At 73.3% G+C, this 19,095-nt stretch carries 13 protein-coding genes and 1 pseudogene; 4 read left to right on the forward strand and 10 right to left on the reverse strand.

The window, feature by feature from the left end; all coding sequences use genetic code 11:
- The first annotated feature begins 25 nt into the window (after positions 1-25).
- Entirely contained in the window at positions 26-997 is a 972-nt protein-coding gene (locus tag D6718_11035; GenBank protein ID RMG43971.1) for a polysaccharide deacetylase, read from the forward strand.
- Here D6718_11035 and D6718_11040 read toward each other — a convergent pair.
- Genes D6718_11040 through D6718_11050 form a run of 3 tightly spaced genes read right to left on the reverse strand, consistent with a single transcriptional unit; the run spans position 886 to position 4,801 of the window.
- The gene (locus D6718_11040) at positions 886-2,463 is read right to left on the reverse strand and encodes a hypothetical protein (GenBank protein ID RMG43957.1); all 1,578 of its coding nucleotides are present in this window, start codon (positions 2,461-2,463) and stop codon (positions 886-888) included. The genes D6718_11035 and D6718_11040 overlap by 112 nt on opposite strands.
- 32 nt (positions 2,464-2,495) lie before the next feature.
- On the reverse strand, positions 2,496-3,800 hold the full coding sequence (locus D6718_11045) for a DegT/DnrJ/EryC1/StrS aminotransferase family protein (protein ID RMG43958.1): 1,305 nt from the start codon (positions 3,798-3,800) through the stop codon (positions 2,496-2,498).
- Positions 3,659-4,801 carry a GNAT family N-acetyltransferase gene (locus D6718_11050; GenBank protein RMG43959.1) on the reverse strand — a complete coding sequence of 381 codons (1,143 nt, stop codon included), beginning with the start codon at positions 4,799-4,801 and terminating at the stop codon, positions 3,659-3,661. Before D6718_11050 ends, D6718_11045 begins: the two co-directional genes overlap by 142 nt.
- 82 nt (positions 4,802-4,883) lie before the next feature.
- Between D6718_11050 and D6718_11055 the strand changes: the two genes are divergently transcribed.
- Complete coding sequence (locus D6718_11055) at positions 4,884-6,638, forward strand: DUF2029 domain-containing protein (GenBank protein RMG43960.1); 1,755 nt, start codon at positions 4,884-4,886, stop codon at positions 6,636-6,638.
- Here the strand turns inward: D6718_11055 and D6718_11060 are convergent.
- The 5 genes from D6718_11060 to D6718_11080 form a co-directional block, all read right to left on the reverse strand.
- Positions 6,598-7,791 (reverse strand): hypothetical protein, encoded by a 1,194-nt coding sequence (locus tag D6718_11060; GenBank protein ID RMG43961.1) that lies wholly within the window; start codon positions 7,789-7,791, stop codon positions 6,598-6,600. The two genes, D6718_11055 and D6718_11060, sit on opposite strands and share 41 nt — an antisense overlap.
- 281 nt (positions 7,792-8,072) lie before the next feature.
- Positions 8,073-8,267 (reverse strand): hypothetical protein, encoded by a 195-nt coding sequence (locus D6718_11065; GenBank protein RMG43962.1) that lies wholly within the window; start codon positions 8,265-8,267, stop codon positions 8,073-8,075.
- Positions 8,268-8,452: 185 nt separating this feature from the next.
- Positions 8,453-10,741: a peptidase domain-containing ABC transporter gene (locus D6718_11070; protein ID RMG43963.1), complete on the reverse strand. Its 2,289-nt coding sequence runs from the start codon at positions 10,739-10,741 to the stop codon at positions 8,453-8,455.
- Positions 10,738-13,953 (reverse strand): hypothetical protein, encoded by a 3,216-nt coding sequence (locus tag D6718_11075; protein ID RMG43964.1) that lies wholly within the window; start codon positions 13,951-13,953, stop codon positions 10,738-10,740. The genes D6718_11070 and D6718_11075 overlap by 4 nt, the downstream gene beginning before the upstream one ends.
- Positions 13,944-15,209 carry a hypothetical protein gene (locus D6718_11080; GenBank protein ID RMG43965.1) on the reverse strand — a complete coding sequence of 422 codons (1,266 nt, stop codon included), beginning with the start codon at positions 15,207-15,209 and terminating at the stop codon, positions 13,944-13,946. The genes D6718_11075 and D6718_11080 overlap by 10 nt, the downstream gene beginning before the upstream one ends.
- A gap of 133 nt (positions 15,210-15,342) precedes the next feature.
- Here D6718_11080 and D6718_11085 point away from each other — a divergent pair, with 133 nt between their 5' ends.
- Entirely contained in the window at positions 15,343-15,606 is a 264-nt protein-coding gene (locus tag D6718_11085) for a hypothetical protein (GenBank protein ID RMG43972.1), read from the forward strand.
- A gap of 141 nt (positions 15,607-15,747) precedes the next feature.
- Positions 15,748-16,296: pseudogene (locus tag D6718_11090) on the forward strand (gliding-motility protein MglA).
- Positions 16,297-17,100: 804 nt separating this feature from the next.
- On the opposite strand, the gene D6718_11095 reads toward D6718_11090, so the two are convergent.
- Both D6718_11095 and D6718_11100 read right to left on the reverse strand, forming a co-directional pair.
- Positions 17,101-17,700, reverse strand: coding sequence for a DUF1579 domain-containing protein (locus tag D6718_11095; protein RMG43966.1), 600 nt, complete (start codon positions 17,698-17,700; stop codon positions 17,101-17,103).
- 22 nt (positions 17,701-17,722) lie between these two features.
- Positions 17,723-18,988: a serine--tRNA ligase gene (locus tag D6718_11100; GenBank protein ID RMG43967.1), complete on the reverse strand. Its 1,266-nt coding sequence runs from the start codon at positions 18,986-18,988 to the stop codon at positions 17,723-17,725.
- Positions 18,989-19,095: the final 107 nt, after the last annotated feature.

Here is a 19,095-nt window from a genome sequence, read left to right on the forward strand (position 1 = left end):
GGCCGTGACCGCGCGGGCGAACCGGATGCCGGCGACCTTGTCGCTGGACCTCGACAACGAGTGGTCCTACCTCCGCGTCCGCGGCGATGCCCGATGGCGCTCGCATCCGTCCTACATTCCGCGGCTGATCGACCTCGTTCTGCCGATCCTCGACCGGCTGAACGTTTCGATCACGTTCTTTGTCGTGGGCCGGGACGCGGAGATCGACGCCCACCGGGCAGCGCTCGAGGAGGTGGCGCGCCGCGGACACGAGATCGGGAATCACTCGCACGAGCACGAGCCTTGGCTCCACCTCTACGCCGAGAAGGATCTCGCGGCGGAGATCGAGCGGTCCACGGCGGCGCTTCGAAACGCCACGGGGCGCAGCCCGGTGGGCTTCCGGGGCCCCGGCTTCAGCGTCAGCCCCGCCGTGCTCCATGTCCTGTCGCGGGCCGGCTACGTCTACGACGCCTCGACGCTACCGACCTTCATCGGCCCGCTGGCGCGACTGTACTACCTGCGGACGGCGCCGGTCGCAGGGGAGGAGCGGGCCAAGCGCGCCCGGCTCTTCGGGCGATTCTCCGACGGATGGCGGCCCCTGCGGCCCTACCGGTGGCGGCTCGGGCCCCGGACGATCCTCGAGTTGCCGGTCACCACGGTGCCGCTGCTCCGCATCCCCTTCCACGTGAGCTATCTGCTTTTCCTGGCGCGGCGGTCTCACCTCGTGGCGACCCTCTACTTCCGCTTCGCGCTCCGTCTCTGCCGCATCCGACGGGTCTCCCCCTCACTGCTGCTCCATCCCCTGGATTTCCTCGGAGGCGACGAGGTGCCCTCGCTCCGCTTTTTCCCCGCGATGGACCTGCCCGGCGACCGGAAACGGCAGTGGGTCTCGGCCTGGCTCGACGCCTACGTCCGCGACTTCGATGTGCTGCCCCTTGGCCGGTTCGCCGAAGAGCTCTCCGGGGCCGAGCTGCCGGAGTTTCCGCCCGGCTCAACCGCCTCGCCGCCGATCTCGTAGACGCACCACTCGCCGAACGCCGCGAGTTTCCGCAGCGGCAGCTCCGCGTCGATGACGACGTGCGTGGCACCGTACCGGCGCGCCGCCTCGCGCACCGCGCCGGCGGTCAGCCGCCGGTAGCGCTCGGCCAGTTCCTCCTCTCCGGTTCCGCGACCCACGGGCCCGAGCAGCAGATCGCAGCGCTCGCGCCATTCCCGGAACGAGGTGTAGGGGTGATAGACGCGGCTGGCCACGATGGCGCGCCGCGAGACGGACCAGTTGCCCCGGAACCAGGGCGGCGCCACCAGAACCGCGTCCTCCGGAAGGCGGTCGCGGCACCAGCCCAGGGCCCGTTCGAGATCGGTCGGCGCCCGGAACCAGCTCGTCAGAGCCGGTCTGGCGGCGTCGGCGAGCCCGAACAGAGGACTGGGCACAGCGGCGAGCGCGGCGATCAGGAACGCTCTGAGGGCCATGCCCGCCTGCCGCCATCCCCCCTCCGCCGCCCATGCGCAGGCCCCGAGGAAGAAGAACAGCGGCGTCAGCAGGGGGAAGAGGCGGAACGGAAAGGTGGCCAGGAAGCGGTCGAAGCCCGCGACCCGGGCGACGCACCCCGCGGCAAAGACGGACGCGGCGGCCGCTTGCCACACGGTGGCGGCGCGCCAGAGGGGGCGCTCCCACAGTTGCGATCGGGCGACGAGGACGTTCACCGCGAACAGCACGCCGAGGAGGACGAGGCGCCTCACCGGCCAGGTCGCCGGGTCGAGGTGCTCGGGCATCTTGACGAGCGCCATGTAGCGCCACTCCTCCGCCGACGTCACCCCCCCGGGCGCGAGAAGCAGCGGGAGGATCCCGACGGCAGCCGGGACGGCGAACAGCGCCGCCGCCGCTGCGGCGCGGCGGGCGGACGGGGGCCGCCGCAGCGCCGGTAGGAGGGTGATCGCCCCCCATCCTCCCACCGAGGGATGAAGGGCGGTGGCGAGGCCCGCCCACAGCCCGGCCTTCTCCACGGCGCTCCGGCTCACCGCCCGGAGCGACAAGAAAAGGGCCGCGTAAGCGAACGTCTTCGCCTCGAAGGTCTTGAGCATCCAGCTCCGGGCCACGATCGACTGGCCCGAGCCGAGCCACAGCGCCAGGGCAAGAGCGGCCAGCGGCGCGGTGAGCCCAGCCTCGCGCGCGACGACGAGGAGGACCGCGAGTCCGCCAATCCATCCGGCGAGACGCCCCATCGCGCCGAAGGTCTCGATGTCGAACGGGATGCTCAGCGGACCGGCGATGTGATTGAACAACCAGTGCTCGGGTGCCGGCTGGCGGAGCGTCCAGTCGTTCGCGAGGAAGTCCGGGTGCCCGAGGCGGTAGAGCCGGATCAGGTAGAAGTTCTCGTTACCCCACGGGACCGCGCCTCCGTGCTGGAGGCCGGTCAGGACGAGAAGGACGGCGAGCGCGGCCATCCAATGGTGCCGGCGTCCCGGCGTGCGCTTGTCGTCCATGCCCTCCCTCCGCTTCGCGGCGTTCCGGCCCGTCAACCGCGCGCCGCACTCCGCGGCCTCCAGAACTCCCTCCCGAGAACGAGATCGCGATGCCGGCGCAGCACGTGGGCCATCCAGTCTACGTCCTCGTCGCGCAGATCCTGGTGCACGGGAAGCTCGACCACCGTCCGGCGCCACAGGTCCACCTGAGCGAAACGGCCCGGGGGGCAGGCCGGGTGATGGCGAGACCAGAACGAGATCGTCTCGATGCCGGCCTCGGCCAGGCGCGCCCGCAGCGCCGCCCGGTCGCGCGCGAGCACCGGGTAGGAGAGCGGGCAGGTCCCCTCGCCGAGCGGGGCGAGCGGACTGGGGGCCGCCTCGCCGGCCAGCTCGTGCAGCCGGAGGAAATTTCGCCGCCGGCGGCTCACGATCTCCGCCCGGCGGGCGGCACGCGCCAGCCGCGCCACCCACGGGGAGACGCCGAGATCGAGCATCTCAGGATCGAGCTCCTCGGTGTCGACCCCGACCACCTCCGCTCTTCCGAGGCGCTTGAGCAGGCGGGCCGTGCGGGTGGCCAGGTCGGCGGCTCCCCGCCGGAGCCTCCCCCCGCCGAGCCGCGCGGCGTCGAGCAGGCGATGCAGCGTGAACGCGGCGGTGGAGAGTCGATCGGGCCTGCGGGCCGGCCCGGGAGGGGCGTCGCCGCCGCGGTTCCAGCGGAGCATCCCCCCGTGCGGGACCGGAAGCGTCTTGTAGAGGCAGAAAATCGCGAAGTCGCCGAAGGAGCCGAGCGGCCGCCCCCCCTCCTCGCCGTAAAGCGACAGCGCGCAGTCCTCGATCAGCGGGACACCCGCCTCGTCGCACAGGCGCCGGATCTCGGCGATCGGCTGCGGACGTCCCAGGTAGTGGGTGACATACACCGCGGCGGGCCCTGCCGCGATCCGCCGGTGGAGCTCCTCGGGATCGGCGCGCAGGTCGGGACGAATGGGATAGAAGTCGAAGCGAACGCCCAGAACCCTGAGAACCTCGACCTCGATGCCGTGATGATAGGCCGGCATGAGAACCGTGCTGCCCGGACCGAGGCCCAACGCGCGCGCCCCTGCCCACAGCGCGTTGCGGGCCATGTAGTAGAAGCGCGATCGAGGATCGTCGAACGGCGGATCCGGAGCAGCCGGCTCCCTGGGGAGAACGTCGCCTGGGCGCAGCACCGGGTCGAACGTCACGTAGCGCGGCTTCGCCATCTCGCCGTCCAACGCTTGAGCCGCGGCACCGCGCCGAACTTCACCGCCTCGTGGAGCCGGCCCGCCGCCGTCGGAAGATAGAGGTACACCCAATAGACATCCCGGAGGGCCGGACGCCATTCCTGCTTGGCGGGCGTGACGTCGCCGAGAAAGTCGAACTCGCTCAGCCCTCTCCGGAAGGCGTCCCGGAGCAGTTCCTGCCACAGCAGCTGGCCCGGAGAATACCGCGCCATCTCCGGCGCGTACCCGATCTTCAGGCAGTACTCGCGGCCTTCGACTTCCAGGTTGAGATTGAACGCGATGCGGCGGCCCCCGGCGGTGAGGAAGCTGAGCCGCAGCCATCCGAGTTCGGCGGCGCGCGCGCACCACTCGGCGTAGAACGACGCCAGCTCCGGCCGGCAGCGGATCGCGCTGCCGCGGCGCCCCTTCCAGCCGGCCGCCTCGATCTCGAGAGCGTCGCCGAGAGCGCCCGCCAGCCGCTCTCCTCCCGTGACCGTTTCCACGGCGACTTCACCTTCCCGCTTCTCGAGGTTCCGGCGGCGCCGCCGAAGGTTGGCGCGGAACTTGGTGCGAAGACCCGCCTCGTAGGCCTCCCAGTCCCCTTCGATCCGGACGTAGGGAGACGGTACGGCCTTCCAGAGCCGGAACCGGCCGCCCGCCGCCTGCCAGCCCTCCAGCCAGGGGCGCAGACTCCGCGCGTCTCCCGGGACGAGCTCGAGGACGGCGGCGTCGCCGCGGTGGCGCAGCCACCGGAACAACGCCTCTCCGGCCTCCCCTGCGCGTTTCGGATCCACGAGCGGGGTGAACCGGTACGAGTGGTGGTTCGTCAGGGAGCGCCACAAGCGGGCGCGCGCCAGGCGCGCCGCGCCCGGGGGAACCACCAGCGGAAGGCCGAGCGCCGGCTCTCCGGCCGCGCGCAGCAGGAGCACCGCCGTGCGTCCTTCCGGTCCGAAGTGTTTCCAGAAGATCGAGACCCAGGAATGGCTGGCGAACGGATCGGCTGCGCCCACCGCGCGCCGTAACGCCTCCCATTCGGCCGCGCAGGCGTCGAAACGGCCGCGGTCCGCGATCGGCTCGACCTCGCAGTTCGCCGCGGCCGCCCGGCCCGCGGGCTCCGGCATGATGTCCGCTCCCCTCGGCTCCGGCGCGCGCCGCACGCGCGTCGCGATCGCGCCCCGGGTTCCATAGTAACTTAGGCGCCACGTGAGAGAAGACGAGCGCCACCGCCGGCCGACCGCGCCGCCGCCCGCCGGGGCCGGTTCCGCCTCCGCCCTCGCGGCGCGCGCGCTGCCGCCGCTGATCCTGTTGCTCGGACTGGCCCTTCACGGCATCGGGGTGCTCCAGCCGCTCGACCAGCCGCACTGGCGAACGATCGACGACGCGGCGATCGCCCGGAACTTCGCCCGGGAGGGGCTCGACCCGGCGTTCCCGCGGGTCGACTGGCGGGGAGAGGGACCGGGCTTCGTCGAGATGGAGTTCCCGTTCCTTCCGTGGGCGCTGGGCGTCGCGCACCGTGTCGCGGGCGTGCCGCTCCGGTGGGGACGCCTGCTGGCCTTTCTCGCCACGTGCGCGGCTGCCCTGATCTTCGACGCGCTGGCACGGCGGCGCCTGCCGCCGGCGGGCCGCGCGGTGGCGTTGGCCGCCTTCGTCCTCAATCCCACCCTCGCCGGCGTGTCGAACGAGATCCAGCCGGACGCGCTGATGCTCGCGCTGGCGCTCGGCGCCATCCTGAGCTTCGAGGCGTGGCTGTCGGCCCGGAGCGGCCGGCTGTGGCCGGCGTCGCTCCTCGCCGCTCTGGCCGTGCTGGCGAAGGCGCCGGCCGCTCTGATCCTGCCGGTCGTCGCCGTCCGCTCGCTCCGCCACCAGGGAGGGTGGCGCAAAGGCTTGTCGGGCGCCGCTCGCGTGAGCCTGGCCGCCGCGCTTCCCGCGGCCGTCTGGTACGGCCACGCCCACGGACTCTGGCTCCGTTATGGGAACTCGCTCGGCTTGAGCGACGAGTCTCACTGGATCGGTGTCGACATGCTCGGGCATCCCGGCTTCTTGGCCGACATCGCGAAGCTCGAGTTCGCCGCGGTGATCCTGCCCGGCGGCGCGCTCCTCCTCCTGCTGGCGATCGCCGCCCGGTGGCGGGGCCGCGGATGCGACCTGGAGGTGGCCTGGCTCGGCGCGGCCTACCTGTTCTACCTCGCAGCAGGACGGACCACCGGGGACGCCTGGGCAGCCTACTACCACCTCGCCAGCCTCCCTCCGACAGCGCTCATGGTCGGTGCCGCCGCCCAGTTCCTCCTGGAGGCGGGGCGCGGGCGCGCTCTCCTTTTCGCCGCCCCGGCCGCCGCGATCGGAGGGGCGGCGTGGGGCCTCGCGCGCTCCGCCGACTCCGGCCTTTCTCCGCCGGCGCTCGTCTCGGCGGCCGCCGCCGGGGCCGCGGCGGGTGCGCTCGCCGCGGCGTTCCTCCTGCTCCCGGGGCGCGCGTCCGGTTCGCGCCGCACGGTGCTCGCGGCCCTCGGAGCCCTGGCTGCGACGGTCCTGGTTCTCGACGGGGCGAGGCGGAGCTGGTGGCACGACCGCCCGCGGCCTCCCCACGCTCTCCACGAGTGCGCACGATCCTTCGCGCCGCTCCTCGATGGCGCCCGCCGGATCGTCGCCAGCGGCGGCGACTGCCGCGACCCCACGGGACGCCCGGTCGCCTACCACAAGCCCTACATGTTCTTCTGGACCGGGACCACGGGCTTTTCCGTCTGCCGCCAGGAGCTGGGATCGGTCGACGTGTCGAGGTTCCTCGCGGCGGGAGCCCGCTGGATGATCGTCGAGGTGCAGGACCTCGACGCCGCTCCTGGCGGGTGGCGGCTCGTCGAGCGTCACCGCGTGCGCGCGCGGTGCCCGGAGGCCTTCCTGATCGACCTGAGCGAGGAGCCGGTCACGCCGGCGAACGGAGCGAGTGGCGGGCGAGGAGGGTGAGCGCCTTCTCCCGCGACCGCCGCGGAAGGAGCAGCAGGAGCCGGGTCAGCAGGAGCACGGCCGTCGCCTTGGGGGCGAGCCAGCGGGAAGCGGGTGCGCCGGCCTTCAGGCGTGCGTATCGCAGCGAGAGCAGCGCCTCGTGCAGCACGCCCCGCCAGCGGAACGGGCCGGGCCACAGGAGTGCGCGCGCGAGGCAGGACTCGGCCCAGAACGGGCGCTCGACGCGCCCGAGAGCCGAGCGCAGGCAGGTCAGGCGCCTCGCCAGCCGCGCCGGCCGGGCCCGCACCGGCGCGCCGGTGCCGGGGCAGGCAGGGGCGATCCAGGGCCAGAGTTCCCGGGCGTAGCAGAGGGCGAGGTGGAAGTGCCTCCCCGCGCCGGAAGCCTCCGCGAACTCGGCCGCGCGTTCCAGCGTTCCGTCATCGGCGACCCGGCGCGCGAGACGGGCCACGTCACCCAGGTCGCGCAGCGTGACCGTGCCCGATGCGAGCGCGTGCCAGCTGAGGTACGCCAGCTCGTGGGCGGGATCGGGACGCAGGATGGAACCCAGCCTCCCGCCGGCGGGGCGGGCCTCGTTCCACCATGCGCCCATGTCGAACGAGACCGGATCGGTGCGAGGCGAGAGGTCCCAATGGAGCTCGACGACGGCGGCCGGTTTTCCCGGGCCCCGACTCCACGTCTCGTGATAGCGCTCGATTTCGGGATAGACGCTGGCGCGCCGGGTGTAACCCAGGCCGGCCATCGCCGTGCGCGCCGTCTCGAGTCCCTCCCGGTCGACCAGGATGTCGATGTCCTCGCACTCCCTCAGCGAGGGGTCCGCATAGAGGCTCTCGGCCAGAGCGACACCCTTGAGCGGCATGGCGCGCACGCCGCGCTGCGCCAGCAGGTCGAGCACTTCCCCTGCGAGGAGGAGCTGGGCGGCGTCGCGGGCCCGGAACTGCGCGTGGAGCGCCGCCGCCTCGGGATCGTCCCCGCGGCGCGCGCGCCACCAGGCGTAGAGGGGCAGCAGGCGATGGAGACGGGCCGTCTCGACCGCGCCACGAGGTTCCCGTCCGGCGGCCGGCCGCTCCGGGCGGAGGTCGGCCAGCGCCAAGTCCGCGAGCCATGCGAGAGGCTCCGGCAGGCCGGGCCTCACCGCTGCGATCGGCTCTTTCATCGGCGGCCGCCGGCCGCCTCGTGCCTCCGGGTCGGTTCGCGCACGTCGCTCCCCTCGTCCGGGCCCCCGCCGGCGGAGATATCGGATTATCGCCGAACCGCCCGGACAGCGGGTCGCCTCGGTCGATCGCCCGCTCCCCGGCGGGCGATCGAGGCCGTGGAGACCGGGGGCGGCCGAGCAGAAAAAGAGCAGAGTTCCCGATCGGAAGCCGGCCGGCCTCGTCCCGGAGAGCGAACGGGCCGGGGAGATCCCCGGCCCGCCGCGGAAGAGGAAGCTGCCGGTCACAAGGTGATCGTGGGGCAATCGATGAAGGTGTGCGGGCACCAATTGGCCTGGGTGAAGCAGTAGATCTGCACCGTCCTTTTCTGCGCACCTCCGACGCGGGAGAGGTCCTCGCGCGTCAGGCGGCGGACGGTCTCGCGGTCGAGCGTGAGCCTCGGCTCGTCCCGCACGTCGTCGTTGCGTTCATGGTTCATGGTCGGGTCCTCCAGGGCTCCCCGGAGCGTTCGCCCCGGGGGCCTCCACCCGGTTAGCACCGCGGCCGGGCGCATTTCACGCGAGGTTCTCCCGGCGAGACGGGCTTCCGGCGCCGCGGTCGCGCCCGGGTTTTGTCGTGGCACCGGGTTCATCGACTCGCCGGCCCTCGGATCCGCCCCTCGCCTCACGAACGCGCGGTCGCCGGACTCATCTGCGCGGCGACGAGGCGCGGGTAGATCCTCCCGTGCGCGAGCAGCTCGGCGTGCGTTCCGGTCTCCGCGATCCGCCCGCGCTCGAGGACGACGATCCGGTCGGCATCGGCGACCGTGCTCAGCCGGTGGGCGATGACGATCTGCGTGACCCTCATCGATCTCAGGCGGTCGACGACCGCGCGCTCGCCGAGCGCGTCGAGTTCGCTCGTCGCCTCGTCGAGGACGACGAGCGCCGGGCGGCGCGCGAAGACGCGGGCCAGCGCGAGCCGCTGGCGCTGCCCTCCGGAGAGCGACCGGCCGCCGTCCGGGAGCACGGTGTCGTAGCCGAGCGGCAGCGCGGCGATCTCCTCGTGGATCCCGGCGAGGCGAGCCGCCTCCACGATCCGCTCGCGCGTGCAGCGCGGATCGCCGAGCGAGACGTTGGCCGCCACCGAGGCGGCGAAGACGTAGGGGCGCTGGGGAACGATCCCCATGCGCTGGCGGAGCGCGCCGGGGTCGAACGCTCTGCGGGGAACGCCGTCGTAGAGGATCTCGCCCTCCACGGGGTCCAGCAGACCGACGACGAGCCGGGCCAGCGTCGTCTTCCCGGCACCGGAGCGCCCGACGATCGCCACTCGCTCCCCGGGCCGGATCGCCAGGGAAACATCCCGGAGAACCCACGGCTCTCGCTCCCCGTAGCGGAAGGAAACCCGGCGGAGTTCCACGCCGCCCCGCAGCACGGGCGGCGCCGCAGACGGCGCCGGGCTCGAGTCGGCGGGAGTTTCGAGCACTTCGGCGATCCGCTCGGTGTGGCTGCGCAACCGCGCCAAGGAGAGACCGGTCGCGAGCATCCCGGCCAGCGGGGCGAGAAAGCCTCCCGCCAGCATCGACAGCGCCAGCATCGTCCCGACGGAGAGCCGTCCGTCGAGGACGGCCACGCCTGCCCCTCCGAGGACGGCCGCCGGCGCCGCCTGGCGAACGAGCAGCCCTGCGGCCTCGACCCAGGATTCCAGGCGGCCGCGCGCGAGCGCGGCGTTCAGCTCCTCGGCGTAGCGCTGCGCCCAGCTCCGGACGGCCTCACTCTCCGCGCCGAGCGCCTTGAGCGTTTCCATCCCCGCGAGCATCTCCACGAGCTCCCCCTGCTCCCGGGCGCGGCTTTCGAGTTCCGACGCGGCCAGTTCCCGCTCGCGCCGGCGCGACGCCGCGAGGAGCACCGCCTGCGCCGCCCCGGCCGAGAGCGCGATCGCCCCCGCGGGCGGCCAGATCCAGGCGAGCGCCGCCAGGTGGACCGCGGCGAACAGGGCGTCGAGCAGGCCGGAGAGGACGGCGCCGGTCAGCGCATCCCGCACGACGCGATTGCTCGCGAGGCGGGTGAGCAGGTCTCCCGAAGAGTGGGCCAGAAAGAAGGCGTACGGGAGGCGGGCCAGGTGCTCGACGAACGCGGTCGACAGCCGTTCCTCGAGGAGCGTGCGCAGGGCGACCAGCGCGCGCCCGCGGGCCAGCGTCGCCAGCGCCGATCCCGCGGCGACGCCCAGCAATCCCGCGACGAAGGCGACGAGGACGGCGCTCTTCGCCCCCGGCGCGATCCTGTCGACGAGGCTCCCCGTCAGCAGCGGAACCGCGAGCGCACCGAGCTGGACGGCGAGCGTGAGAGCGAGGCAGACCGCGACCCTCCCCTTGTGTCTCCAGAGGAGCGGGAGCAGCCAGTGACGCCGCCGAGACGAGGGAACGGCCGCCGGGCACGGGCGCGGCTCGAAGACCAGTGCCACCCCTGTGAACTCGCGGCGGAGGAGCTCGCGCGAGACCTTCCGCCGGCCGAACGAGGGATCGACGACGACGGCGCCGCGCCGGGTGGCCCGCTCGAAGACGACGAAGTGGTCGAATCCCCAGTGCAGGATCGACCCCGGGGGGAGGAAGCGAAGATCGCCCAGCGACAGCCGGAGGCCGCGGCCCGACAGGCCCCAGCGTTCCGCCGCGTCCACGATGTCGCGCGCCGTCGCGCCGCCCGCGCTCCGGCCCAGAGCGGCCCGCACGGTGCCAAGAGGGACGCGGCGCCCGTGCGCGGCGAGGACCATCGCCAGGCAGGCGGCGGCGCAGTCCGACTCCGAAAAGCCGGCGACGAAGGGGATCCGGCGGCGGCGGAAACGGCGCACCCGGACCGGCTCGCCGTAGCGTCCGCGCCGCGCGTGGTGGCGCAGCGCCTCCGCGCGGAACAGGGCCCGGCGGCCCGCTCTCGTCCCGTTTCCCCCGGCGCGGGCGCCCGTCTCCGGTCCGGTGCTCATCGCGCCATGGCCCGGGGGGCGGTGGCCGGCGCGCGCGCGGCGCGGGAGGTCTCGATCCGCCCCAGGAAGTCGCCCACGACCAGCTCGCAGGCGCGGTGGAGGTCCCGCATGATCCGGTTCACGGCCATGTGGGCGAGGCTCGCGGCGATCTCGGCGACCGAGCACGACAGGCGGCGCGAGCGCTCGAGAGAGCGCAACTCGAGCCCGAGCCGGCGGGCCGCCTCGTCGCGGCGCTCGAGGATGGCGAGCATCCCCGCCTCCCAGTCCTCCACCGCCTCGCCGGCGAGGAGCCGTTCGAGCCGTCCCCTCTCCTCGCGCAGCCTGGAAGCGAGCGCGCGGCGCAGTGCGGCGGCGTCCGGCAGGAAGCGCGCCGCCCCCTCGCGGATACCTCCGGCAAGGGCAGCCCGCGCTCCGGCTTCGAAGCCGAGTGCGGCCAGAAGGCGGCCGACCGACAGGAATGCCGCCAGCCAGCGCTCCGAGTCGCGGCCCGTTTCGCGGAGGATCTCCAGGAGATCGACCGCCGCGTCGCTGTCGGCACCGAAGAACCGCTCGACCCGCTCGATCGCCTCCGCTCCGCCGTAGCGCTCGATCTCGCGCCGGTAGGTGTCGAGCGCGACGCGCACGAGCCCGCCGTCCTCGAGCGCGCGGCGCGCCGGGCGGAGCAGCACCTCCTGCGCCTGTGCAACGTCCGGGCCGAGGGCGCGGACGCGCAGCCGGACGTGCGGATCGGGATCGGCGTACCGGACGAAAAACCAGCAGGCGGCGCTGCGCGAGGCGACCAGCGCGCGGGCCGCCGGGGCCATCTCCCGGAGGAGGAGATCCTCCGCCGAGGAGGGCCCGGCATAGAACTTCAACGTGATCCACTCGCTTCCCGGGGCGAAGCACCGGCGGGTGACCGCGGCGGGAGCGGGGCGCGGTGGCGCCGCGCGCGCGGGGCGGGGAGCGGAAAAGAACGGAACCACCGCCTCGACCGCGTAGGCGCCGTCCGGGCCCTGCCCGGGATAGCGGTCCGGCGGCGGGAACCACTCCCGCAGCTCGACGCGGCCGCGTGAGCGCGCGGTCCGCGCGAACAGCTCCGCCAGGAGGACGTTCTCGAAGTCGATGGGGAGTTCGTGATCGAACTCGGCGATCACCACCCGCCGGGGTAAGCCGCGCCGCTCGCGCCAGCTCCGCAGGCGGCGGATCAACGAGGCCCCGCGCTGATCCGCCCACGCCTCCCAGTCGTCCCGCGCCACGGTCCAGCGGGCGCGCGCGAGCACGACGCCGCGCCACACGACCCGCGGGAGCCACCGCGCCGAGCCGACGGGGCCCCAGTCCCAGGCGACACCCGGGAGGAGATCCTGCGCGGCCAGGGAGGTCAGGAACCGGTAGACCGGAAGCGCGTTCGGCGCCACGTGATGGGCGCTCGACAGGAGCGGAACGACCTCCCGCCCGTGCCGCCGCGAGTGCAGCACGACCCTCCCCTCCTCCACGGAGACCAGGAGGTCGTCCAAGGGCAGGACTTGCGGCGAGCCGCCGCGGCCGGCGAGGCAGGGGATCTCGTAACGCCGGAGGGCCGGCCGCTCGAGGACGTTCCCGGCGCTGCCGCCAGGGTCGTGCACGACCTCGGCGAGAAGCACGCCCGGCCACAGCTCCTCCTCGCGCCTGGCCAGCTCGCCAAGGTGCCGTTCGAGCTCGCCGTCGAGCGCTGCGAAGCGGGCGAGCAGGCGCGCCCCCGTGGGACCGCTCGCGCCGCGGAACAGGATCGACGGAGCGCGGCCCGAGGGACGCGCGAAGGCGACGAGGGCCGCGAGCGAGGGCGGCAACGGCCGCGGCGCAGCGGCCTCCATCCGGGCGATCGTCCGCTCGTCGAGCTCGATTTCGGCGGCGCCCGACTCCCAGGCGCGGCGGGCGAGATCCAGCAGCGCCTCCTCGCGGGGACCCCAGGGCGCGCGGCGCGCGGCGCGGGAACCCGGCGCGATCGGCAGCTCGCCGATCCACCCGGCGGCTGCCGGACGCGGTCCGGCGAAGGCCTCGAGCAGGCCCGTCTCCGCGTCGAGGGCAGCCAGGAGGGGCACGCGCTCGCGGCCGTAGCGTTCGACGAAGGCGTCCCGGAACCGGTCGAGATCGGTGGGCGCGGGCTCGGGCGCCGTCCGGTGGAGCAGGCGGATCGCGCCGGCGATCCGGGAGATCGACTCCTCGCCGAGCCGGATCCGCGACCCGGTGCGATAGCTGTCGGCGCGCACGAAGCGGGCGTCTTCCGCGCCGCCGGAAAGGCTCCGGAGATCGGCCCGGAGCCGCTCGCACGCGGCGGGCAGCGAAACGAGCGGAGCGGCGTCGATGCGATCGAGAACGGAAAGCGTCCGCGCAAGCACCCTCCCCGCGTCGGAACCGGCCCCGGCGAGGCGAGCGGCGAGATCGCGCTGCGGATCCCGTCCCGTGAAGCACGGGCGGGCCTCCGGCTGGAGCAGCTGGCAGTCGACCAGCTCGCGAACGAAGGCCTCCGCGGCCTTTCGCTCGTGGCCCTCGGCGACCAGCAGGTCCACCGCCTCCCCGAAGCTCAGCCCCCGGCGAGCGGCGGCGACGAGGCGATCCAGCGGCCCGCTCGGTCGGACCGCCACCTCCTCGGCGCCCGTCTCGGTGCCGGGGAGGCCCGGCCTCGCCGCGAACCGCCACTTGCCGGCCGCGCGGTAGAGCGTTTCGTTGGCGGTGAGGCGCTCCGCCTCCGGGCCTTTCGTTCCGCGCCGGAACCGGGCGAGCCATCGCGCCAGGAACGCGGAATCGAGGCGGGTGCGGCGCCGGATCGACTCCCGCGACCCGATCCGGAACTCGTCGCCCCCGCCGACGTGCGCGAGGGCGCAGGCGGAGAACAGGCCGAACGGGGTGGGCCGGCACGACATGCGGAGGAGGTAGGACAGGGCCGCTTCCTCGACCCGCGCGCCGGAGCCGGGGTGGCCGCCCGCCCAGAGATCGAAGCGTCGCGCCAGATCGGGCGAGGCGATCCAGATCGCGGCCCGCACCGAGGGATCGCGCCACCGCTCGCGGACGAAATCCCGCATCCGCTCGCGATCCCTCTCCGCCGCGGGGATCAGGTCGCCGCCGGACGCGGAGGGTGCGGCGAGGCCCTCGAAGACGGGCCGGACGGCGGATCCCGGAAAGAGGGGGATCCGCGCCAGGGCGAATCCGGCGGGCGTCAAGGGCACGGTGGCGTTCCCGCGGCGTTTCATCGCCATCCTCCCACCTCGGGCGCGGAGAGCAGGAGCACGCGGTCCCAGGCCGGCGGTTCCGGTCCCAGTGCCTCGAGGAGCACGAGGCCGACACCCGCGGCCCCGATCAGGAAGCAGCGCCGCTCCCCCGGCGTCGGGGCCCGCCCCGGCGCCGGGCCCGGGACGGGCTCCAGCCCGGCGATCCCGCCGACGTCCGGCCGGTGGAAATCGACCGCCCGGCGCAGCCACCGGCGGGCGGCGCGGAGCAGAGCGGGGACACGCAGGGCGCGGCCGAGGCGGCCGCACAGGTGGGCCACGCCGGCCGCTCCGTGGCAGAGGCTGGCGTCGGCCACGCCCGCGAGCTTCGGCGGGAGAAAGCCGGCCCGCAGCGCGAGGGCCCGCGCCCGGGCGCACCAGCGCCGATCGCCCGTGACCCGAGACGCCATGGCCATCGCGGACGCGACGCCGAGATCGCCGTAGCACCACCCCAGCCGCGAGCGCGCGGGGCGACCGGCTGCACGGCCGGTCATCGCCGGGAACCGGAGCGCCCCCCCGCGACGCTGCATCCGCCAGGTCCAACGGAGCGCCCCGGAGATCACGGACCGCAGCTCCTCGTCGTCACCGGGGCCGGCCGCTGCCGCGCGCGCGAGGAAGGCGGCGACGCCGGGGACGCCGTGCGCCAGGCCGAGGTTGTACTCGTAGTCACCGAAAGGTGTGGCCCAGCGGACGCCGGACCCGTCGCGCTCGGCGCGGCGCACGATCCGCCGCACCGCCTCCTCGAGCGCCCGGCCGGCCTCGCGATTCCCGCCGCGCTCGAGCGCTGCGACACCGTAGCCGGCGAGACCGTACATCAGCTCGACCGGCGCCGTATCGCCGGCCCGGCGGCACAGCCCGCCGATGAGAGCGTCGGCGGGCCGCACCGCGCGCTCGAAGGCCAGGGGAAGCAGGCCTTCGCGCGCGAGGTGGGCCGCGACCCAGACCGGGCCGAGGAGCCCGCCGAAGAGCGCCGCGCTCGAGCAGCGGCGCGGCGCGGCGGCCAGCGCCGCGGAGAGCCGGAGCGCGGCGGCGCGCGACCAGCGCTCCGAGCCGAACGAACGCCCGGCGTAGGCGAGGAAGAGCGCGACGCCGGCGGTGCCGGTGGCGAGGGTGGGGTCGTGTGCGTCCTCTTCATCGCCCGCCAGCGTCTCGGCGATGGCCTCGACCGAGGCCCGCGCGCGGCGGCCGAGCTGCCGGTCCACCGGAAGGAAGGCCGCGCGGGCGCGATCCTGGACAGCGGCTGCCATCGGCTCCGGCTCCCGTACCGATGGCACCGCGGCGGCTCTCTTTTCACGGCGCGGCGAGCGGATGCCGGAGTAGGATGTGGCCAGCGCCGCCGGCCGCGCCGCGGTCCGGCGTGCGGCGGGAGAAGGCGAGCCGATGGGCAAGAAGAAGGGCTACGGGCGGGTCATATGGCCCGGCTTTTCGTACAAGCCGGCACCCCGCCATCTCGTGAAGGTCGGCCGGAACGATCCCTGCCCCTGCGGGTCCGGCCGCAAGTACAAGGAGTGCCACGAAAGCGAAGGGGACGCGTTCCTGGAGCGGCTGGCGCTCGAGGAGCAGAAGCGCCGGATCCGGGAGCGGCGGGAGCAGCTCAAGCGGGAGGGCGTTCCCTGGTACAAGCGCCTGTTCCTCCGGCGCTGAGCCGCTCGCGGAAGCGGTCGGGGCCCCGATCCGAAAACTGGCGAACCATAACGAACAAGGAGCCAGCTCAAGTCGCGGCCCCTCCGGCCGAGGAGTCCGGCAGGGCGGGTGCGCGCCGCCGGTCGGGCCGAGGGAGCCGGCATGCAGCTCAGCAGCACGGAAAAGGCGCTCTACGTCAAGCTCGTCTATTACGGGCCCGGGCTGTCCGGCAAGACGACCAACCTCGAGACGCTCCACCGCCTGACCGATCCCGACGCGAAGCAGCCGATGGTCTCGCTCAAGACCAGCGGCGACCGGACCCTGTTCTTCGACCTTCTTCCGTTCGACCTGGGCAAGCTGTACGGGATGGATGTCCGGCTGAAGCTGTACACGGTGCCGGGGCAGATCCACTACGACACCACGCGAAAGCAGGTGCTCGCCGGGGCGGACGGCGTCGTCTTCGTAGCGGACTCGGCGCCCGATCGACGGGACGCCAACAAGAACATGATCCGCTACCTGAAGAACAACCTGCAGTCCAACGGACTCGATCCCGAGACGATTCCTCTCGTCTTCCAGTGGAACAAGCGCGATCTTCCCGACGCGATGCCGGTCGAGCAGATGAACGCCGAGCTCAACTGGCGCGGCGTTCCAGCCCTGGAGGCGATCGCGACCCGCGGGGACGGGGTGATCGAGACGTTCAAAGAGATCACGGTGCTGACCCTCGAGGAGATCGCGTCACGCAGCGGCAGCGTGCTCGCCGGCCCGGTCGGATCGATCCGGGCGAAGGTGGAACAGGCGTTCGCGCGCTTCGCCCCGGCGGCCGCGGCGGCGCCCGCGAAGGCCGGCCGGACGCGGGCCGCGCCCCCGGCCGGGACGGGCTACGTCCACGAGGCTCCCCTCGAAACGGCCGCGCCGAACGCCGACAGCTCCTCCGAGCTGGACGAGCTCCTCAAGCAGGCGGTCGAAGCGAACCTGAAGATGTCGGAGAAGCTGGTCGCCGGACCGGATCGCGACGTCTTGCTCGCGAGGGCGCGGCGCGAGCGCAAGGCCCTGGCGCGGCTGGTGCAGATCGCCGGCGTCTCTCGCGAGCCGATCGCCCTGTACAAGCTCGCTCTTTCGTCGGCGCTCGCCGGTCTCGATCTTTCCGTCGGCTCGGCGCTGCTCAACGCGGGCCCGGGCCAGCCGCTCAAGGAGATCGCCGTGAGCGGCCGGGACGCCGACCCGCTGAACAGCGTGCTCTCACCCGGCATCGGCTCCGTCGCCAGCGGCCTGCTCGAGCGCGGCCAGCCGCTGCTCACCCACGACATCGAGGGGGAGCTGATGTTCGGGCAGTCGCACGAGGCGGTGGCCGGGCTCCGCGCCGTCCTGAGCTGCCCGGTCGGGCGCTCGAAGGCCGGGCTCCTGCTCGCCTACGCCGGTCCCCGCGACCGCGACCTCGAGCCGGACGACCTCGAGTTCCTCGGCCTCGTCGCCGGCATCGTCGCCCTCGCCGTCGAGTCGTGAGCGCCGGGCCGCCTATTCGACGCGGGTGAAGACGATCCGCATGGCGGGAACCTCCTTCCCCTCCTCGTCGTAGTCGAACGCCTCGTAGAGGTAGGTCTTGTCGTCGACGATCGTGGTCACCCCTTTGTGACGCAACTTGCGACCGGTGAGGGGGTCCTGGAACTCGGCGAACGAGGTGCGGACCTTGCCCGTGCCGTCGCACTGGCCGCGGAACACGGCGATCATCGTGCTCATGCTGTCGATCCAGATGCCGACGTATTCCCCGGCGATGTTGTCGTAGGCGTCGAGTCCGAAGCCCTGGAAGGTCTGCCCCATGAGCGTCCCCTCGAAATGCGATTCGAGGTAGCGGCCGCCCATGATCATCCGTGATTCCATCGTTCCCGTGGACTTGACTTCCTGCCTCCCTTCCGGGCCGGGCATCCAGGAGGTGATGTCGGCCTTCCAGCGGCCCTCCAGCCGGGCGAGGTGGCGGTGGTGTTCCCCGGGGCGGCCCGCCTTCAACCACGCCTCCATCTGCTCGGAGGGTGGCGCAGCGGGCGGCTCCTCGCCGGCGAACGCGGCCGGCGGGACGAGCCCGAGTGTTGCGGCGGCGATCAATGCGGTTCGGAACATGGGATGCCTCCCGGCGCTGCGGTCACAGCCGCGCCTCCAGATAGGGCCGGAGCGCGTCGGGCACGTCGAAGGTGCCGTCCTCGCGCTGGTACTGCTCCATGATCGCGACCAGCGTCCGGCCGACCGCCAGCCCCGACCCGTTCAGGGTGTGCACGTAACGCGGCTTGCCGCCGCCGGACGGACGGTAGCGGATGTTCGCCCGCCGAGCCTGGAAATCCTCGAAGTTCGAACAGGAGGAGATTTCGCGGTAGGCGTTCTGGCTCGGCAGCCAGACCTCGAGGTCGTAGGTCTTCGCGGCGGCGAAGCCGAGATCGCCGGTCGAGAGGGTGACCACCCTGTAGTGCAGGCCGAGCCGACGCAGCACCTCCTCCGCGTGCCCGGTGAGCTGCTCGAGCACGTCGTAGGAGTCCTCCGGCCGCGAGAAGGCGACGAGCTCGACCTTGTCGAACTGGTGCTGGCGGATCATGCCGCGCACGTCGCGCCCGTACGAACCGGCCTCGGCGCGGAAGCAGGGGGTGTAGGCCGCGTACCGGATCGGAAGGCTCTCTTCCGCGAGGATCTCGTCCCGGTGGAGGTTGGTCACCGGAACTTCGGCGGTCGGAACGAGGTACCAGTCGTCGGGATCGGAAAGCCGGAACAGGTCCTCCTCGAACTTGGGGAGCTGTCCGGTTCCCACGAGAGCCTCCCGGCGGACGATGAACGGCGGCAGAACCTCCCGGTAGCCGTGACGCTCCGTGTGCAGATCGAGCATGAACTGGATCAGCGCACGGTTGAGCCGCGCTCCGAGGCCGGTGAGCACGGTGAAGCGCGCTCCCGTGACCTTCGCCGCGCGTTCGAAGTCGAGCGTCTCGCTGAGCTCCCCGATCTCGACATGGTCCCGCGGAGGGAACGAGAACGACGGCTTTTCCCCCCAGACGCGCTCCACCCGGTTCGCCGACTCGTCGGGGCCGACCGGACAGGAGGGATGGGGAAAATTCGGCAGCGACCGGCAGATCTCCGCGAGCTGCGACTCGATGGCCGCGACGCGCTCGTCGAGAGCCTTGATGCGCTCGCCCAGGGCCCGCACGCGTTCCCGTTCCGGGCCGGCATCCTCGCCGGCCTTGATCCGCGCGCCGATCCGGCGCGAGGCCTCGTTCCTCTCCGTTTTCAGGCGCTGCGACTCGGCGATCGCGGCGCGGCGCTCGGCGTCGAGGCGCATCAACCCCGAAAGGTCGAAATCACCGCCCCTCGCCGCCAGCCGGCGCCGCGCCTCTTCCGGGTCGGCGAGGAGCCGCTTGAGATCCAGCATGCGTCCCTCCGCTCCGGCGGCCGCGGCCACCGGTGCGAGGCGCCAGTCTACTCCGGCCCGATCGAGGCGCACGCGGGGCAGCCGCCCGGAGGTTCCGGCATAATCCG

The organism is Acidobacteriota bacterium, from assembly GCA_003696075.1.
Classification (GTDB): Bacteria; Acidobacteriota; Polarisedimenticolia; order J045; family J045; genus J045.